4 protein-coding genes are annotated in these 4,867 nt (G+C 29.0%); 3 read left to right on the forward strand and 1 reads right to left on the reverse strand.

All coding sequences use genetic code 11. The annotated features are described in order from the left end of the window. The coding region (gene mnmA, locus ABY298_RS14770; RefSeq protein WP_372746822.1) for a tRNA 2-thiouridine(34) synthase MnmA at positions 1-824 on the reverse strand (824 nt) is incomplete at its 3' end. A 138-nt stretch (positions 825-962) separates the two neighbouring features. Between mnmA and ABY298_RS14775 the strand changes: the two genes are divergently transcribed. From ABY298_RS14775 to ABY298_RS14785, 3 genes are all read left to right on the forward strand, one after another. Continuing rightward, positions 963-1,631, forward strand: a complete 669-nt coding sequence (locus tag ABY298_RS14775; protein ID WP_372746823.1) for a M15 family metallopeptidase — start codon at positions 963-965, stop codon at positions 1,629-1,631. A 215-nt stretch (positions 1,632-1,846) separates the two neighbouring features. Continuing rightward, complete coding sequence (locus ABY298_RS14780) at positions 1,847-3,568, forward strand: NAD(P)H-dependent oxidoreductase subunit E (protein WP_372746824.1); 1,722 nt, start codon at positions 1,847-1,849, stop codon at positions 3,566-3,568. 229 nt (positions 3,569-3,797) lie between these two features. Then, positions 3,798-4,867, forward strand: a 1,070-nt coding sequence (locus tag ABY298_RS14785; protein ID WP_372746825.1) for an NAD(P)H-dependent oxidoreductase subunit E, incomplete at its 3' end; no start/stop codon positions are given.

Here is a 4,867-nt window from a genome sequence, read left to right on the forward strand (position 1 = left end):
CCTTTGGTAAAATAATGTGCACCTTGGTGTTTTGCTACAACTTTTCCTTCGGTAATTTTATATTTAAATTTCTTTGCATTAAAAGCTAATTCTTCTTCTTTAGATTGAAATTTAGGTATTTCTTTATTAAAAATTTGGGCATCTGCAGGAATTTGAACAATTACACCTTCTTTTGGTTGCAGTTTTTGTTGTAAAAACTCTGGTAATCGCACTTTTCCAATAAAACATAATCCTTGAGAATCTTTTTTATCGGCTGTTATTAAATCTTGCTCAGCTGCTATTTTTCTAACTTCTGGCTTTGTTAATTCGCCTATTGGAAACAATGCTTTTGATAATTGCTCTTGAGATAGTTGACATAAAAAATAAGATTGATCTTTATTACCATCTTTCCCGGCTAACAATTTATAAACTGGTTCACCTCCAATAATTTCTTCTCCTTTTCTACAATAATGACCCGTAGCAACGTAATCAGCTCCTAAATCCAATGCAATTTTCAAAAAAACATCAAACTTAATTTCTCTATTGCACAAAACATCTGGGTTTGGAGTGCGTCCTTTTTCATATTCATTAAACATATAATCAACAATACGTTCTTTGTATTGCTCACTTAAATCTACAACTTGAAATGGAATTCCTAATTTATCAGCAACAATCATAGCATCATTACTATCTTCTAACCAAGGGCATTCGTTAGAAATAGTCACAGATTCATCGTGCCAATTTTTCATAAATAAACCAATTACTTCATAGCCTTGCTCTTTTAACAAATAGGCTGCCACACTACTATCAACTCCTCCAGAAAGTCCTACAATTACGCGTTTCATTTTAAATTTTTTAAGCTTACAAAGGTACAACTTCTTGTTAGTAACAAAAAGTTAATTTTAAACTTGTTTTGCTTTGCGGGATTGTATTTTAAGAAAAGGAAAAAAAATATCCTTAAATTAGCATAAATATATTTTTTTATGAAGTTAAAATTCCTCCCCTTTTTACTGCTTTTTATAAGTATTAATAACTTTGCTCAACTTCCTGAAGGGTTTGTTTATGTTCAACAAGAAATTCCAAGTATAAAAACAGAATTACGTTATTTTTCTGAAAACAATTTTGTAGGAAAACCTATTAAAGGTTACAATGCTAACGTTATTATTTTAACTAAAGAGGCTACTTTAGCTTTAAAAAAAGTGCAGCATCAATTATTAAAAAAGAATTTATCTCTAAAAATATTCGATGCTTACAGACCTCAACAAGCAGTAGATTATTTTGCTATTTGGGCAACTGATTTAAACGACACTTTAAAAAAACAAGAATATTACCCAAACATACATAAAAGTAATCTTTTTAAACTCTCTTATATTGCAAGAAAATCTGGACATAGCAGAGGAAGTACGCTTGACTTAACTATTGTTGATTTGAAAACAAATAAAGACTTAGATATGGGTTCTCCATACGACTTTTTTGGTGAACAATCTGGTGTGAATTATCCACATCTTACAGAATTACAGTTAAATAACAGAAAGTTATTACAACAAATTATGATAAAAAATGGTTTTAGAAATTACCCAAAAGAATGGTGGCATTTTACCTTAAATAAGGAACCTTTTAAAACTACTTATTTTAATTTTGAAGTTGAATAAAAGCCACCTAAAACAAAAAACTTTTCTAAACTTAAACATATTCTTCTAAACTAATTTCCAATTATACTATTTTGAATACTTTTTAATGAAACATGAAAAATATTCAACAAATTAAAACATTTAATTGGATTTAAACAATCCTACAAAAAACCCTTTGATTTAGTTGATTAACAACTGTTTATGTTGTATATTTAAAGTAACTAAACTATTTAATTATGAAACGTACTGGGCTATTATCTCGCCTTTGGGAGTTTCAGAATAAGTATGGTTACATACCTGACAATGCTATTTCCGAAATTGCTCAAAAACTTCGAGTATCAAAAATTGAAATTGAAGGCGTGGTTTCTTTTTATCACTTCTTCCACAGAAAACCTACTGGTAAGTATATTATTTACCTGAATAATAGTATTATTTCAGAATTAAATGGCTTTGAAAGTGTAAAAGCTGCATTTGAAAAAGAAACAGGCTGTACTTTTAATGTGTACGACAACAATCCTTTATTTTCGTTATTTGAAACTTCATGTATTGGGTTAAGTGATCAAGAACCTGCAGCTTTAATAAACTTTTATCCTTTTACTAATTTAACTCCAGAAAAGGTAAAACTACTTGTAAAAAACCTTAAAAACTATGTAGATTTAAGCTCCATTGCAGATAACCCAACAAGTAAAATACAATATACACCTACAAAAGATAAAACAATATTTTTTAGAGAATATACTATGGGAAATTCTTTAAAAAAAATAGTAACCTCTTCACCCGATAAATTATTAAAAACATTAAAAAACACACAATTAAACGGACGTGGTGGCGCTTTTTTTTCAACTGCCACAAAATGGGAAGCTTGTAAAACAAAAGAGAGTGCAAAAAAGTTTATAATTTGTAATGCCGATGAAGGCGAACCCGGAACCTTTAAAGATAAATCTTTATTAAATAATTATCCGGGTGTTGTTATTGAAGGAATGATTTTGTCTGCATACATTACCGGAGCTAAATATGGATTTATTTATTTAAGAGCTGAATACAAATATTTATTAAAAAAAATAGAAAGTACACTTGCTGAATTTCAAAAAAACGGCTTTTTAGGTAAAAACATTTTAGGAATTCCAACGTTTAATTTTAAAATAAAAGTAGTGCTTGGTGCTGGCGCCTATGTTTGTGGCGCAGAAACAGGGCTTATAGAGTCTTTAAAAGGTTGCAGAGGCGAGCCAAGAATTAGAGATCATTTTCCAACAGATATAGGTTATTTAGAATACTCAACGGTAGTAAATAATGTAGAAACCTTTGCAATGGCTTCTAGAATTATAGAGTTAGGCGATAAATTTATTACAAATATTGGCACAAAAGAAAGTATTGGAACCAAAATACTTAGCGTTGCTGGTGACATTGCCAAGCCTGGAATTTATGAAATTGAATGGGGAATGACTGTTCAAGAACTGCTAGATTTATGTCAGGCAACTGCACCAAACTTTATACAAATTAGCGGACCTTCTGGAGAATGTATAAACAATACCGAATTTCATAGAAAAATTTGTGAAGAAGATTTGTTGTGCGGAGGTTCTGTTATGGTTTTTAATAAATTTAGAAGCATTATTCAAATATTAGAAAATTTTATCAAATTCTTTAAAATAGAATCTTGTGGCGCTTGTACACCTTGCAGGGTAGGAAATCAAATTTTATATCAAAAAATATTAAAAATAAAAAGAGGAATTTGTACTACTCAAGATTTAAATGAAATTAAAGAATGGGTAAATATTATGCAAATATCTAGCAGATGTGGACTAGGACAATTTTCAGGAAATACACTAAAAATGGCCATAGATAAATTTGAAGATTATTTTAATTTAAAAGTAACATCTTGTACCGATAATTGTAATGTAGAGTTTGATTTGCAACATGCTGTTTATGAATATGATCAACTAATAAAAGATTCTCAGTAAAAACAATTATGTAGACCTATTTATACATAAAATTAAAAAATAAATAATGCAACAAACTAAAATTAAACAACAATAACTAAAGCAAAAATTGAATATTTATTAAGCATCTTTTTAAGTTTAAACTAAATAAATTAATATATAATAATTCCTTATATAACATCCATAAAATAGTGCTTAACAACCAATAAATTAGTAACTTTAGGTAGTCTAATTTTCAAGATAAATTCAAATGGATAGAACGCATCTATTAAACAAACTTTGGGAACAACAACGTCAATTTGGCTATATCTCAAACCAAGCTATTTCTAAATTAGCAACCAATTTAAATGTTTCAACTGTTGAAATAGATAGCGTAGTTTCTTTTTATCACTTTTTTCACAAAAAACCAACAGGGAAAAATATAATTTATTTAAGCAATAATATAATTTCTGAATTTAAAGGATTTGATGCTATTAAAATAGCATTTGAAAAAGAAACAGGTTGTACGTTTAATGAACCAGGAAATGAAAATTTTTCATTATTTGAAACTTCTTGTATTGGCTTAAATGATCAAAGTCCTGCGGCGTTAATTAATTTTCAACCATTTACACATTTAACACCTAAAAAAGTTAAATTAATTATTGATAAAATTAAAAACGGAGAAAACTTAAAAGATTTTGCAAGCAAAACAAAAAGTACAATTCAACATATTCCAAAAAACAAATCTGTAATTTTTAAACCCTACACAATGGGAAAAAGCATTGTTGAAGGATTAAAATATTCTCCTCAAGAAATTATAGATAAAATAACAAAATCTAAACTTTTAGGTTGTGGCGGAGCTTTTTTTGAAGTTGGGTACAAATGGCAATCTTGTAAAAAAAATGTTGATAGCGCTAAGTATATTATTTGCAATGCCGATGAAGGTGAACCAGGAACATTTAAAGATAGAGCATTATTGCAACATCTTCCAGGATTAGTACTAGAAGGTATGATTTTAGCCGCATATGCTACAGGAGCTCAAGAAGGAATTATTTATTTACGTGCAGAATATCAATTTTTTAAACACGAATTAGACTTACTTATTCAAAATTTTTATAATGCCAATTTATTAGGTACAAATATTCTAAACAAAGAAGGTTTTAACTTTGATATTACAATTCAATTAGGTGCAGGCTCTTATGTTTGTGGATCAGCATCAGCTTTAATAGAATCTTTAGAAGGAAGACGCGGAGAACCGCCAGTTAGAACTTGGTCTGCAACAAAACACGGCTTTAAACACAAACCAACCGTTGTTAATAATGTTGAATCACTAGCGTACGC

It is taken from the genome of Lutibacter sp. (assembly GCF_041596795.1).
Classification (GTDB): domain Bacteria; phylum Bacteroidota; class Bacteroidia; order Flavobacteriales; family Flavobacteriaceae; genus Lutibacter.

What these genes read in the sequence shown, in the direction of transcription:
- ABY298_RS14775 (WP_372746823.1), top strand. Translation starts at nt 963, where the DNA reads ATGAAGTTAAAATTCCTCCCCTTTTTACTGCTTTTTATAAGTATTAAT.
- ABY298_RS14780 (WP_372746824.1), top strand. Translation starts at nt 1,847, where the DNA reads ATGAAACGTACTGGGCTATTATCTCGCCTTTGGGAGTTTCAGAATAAG.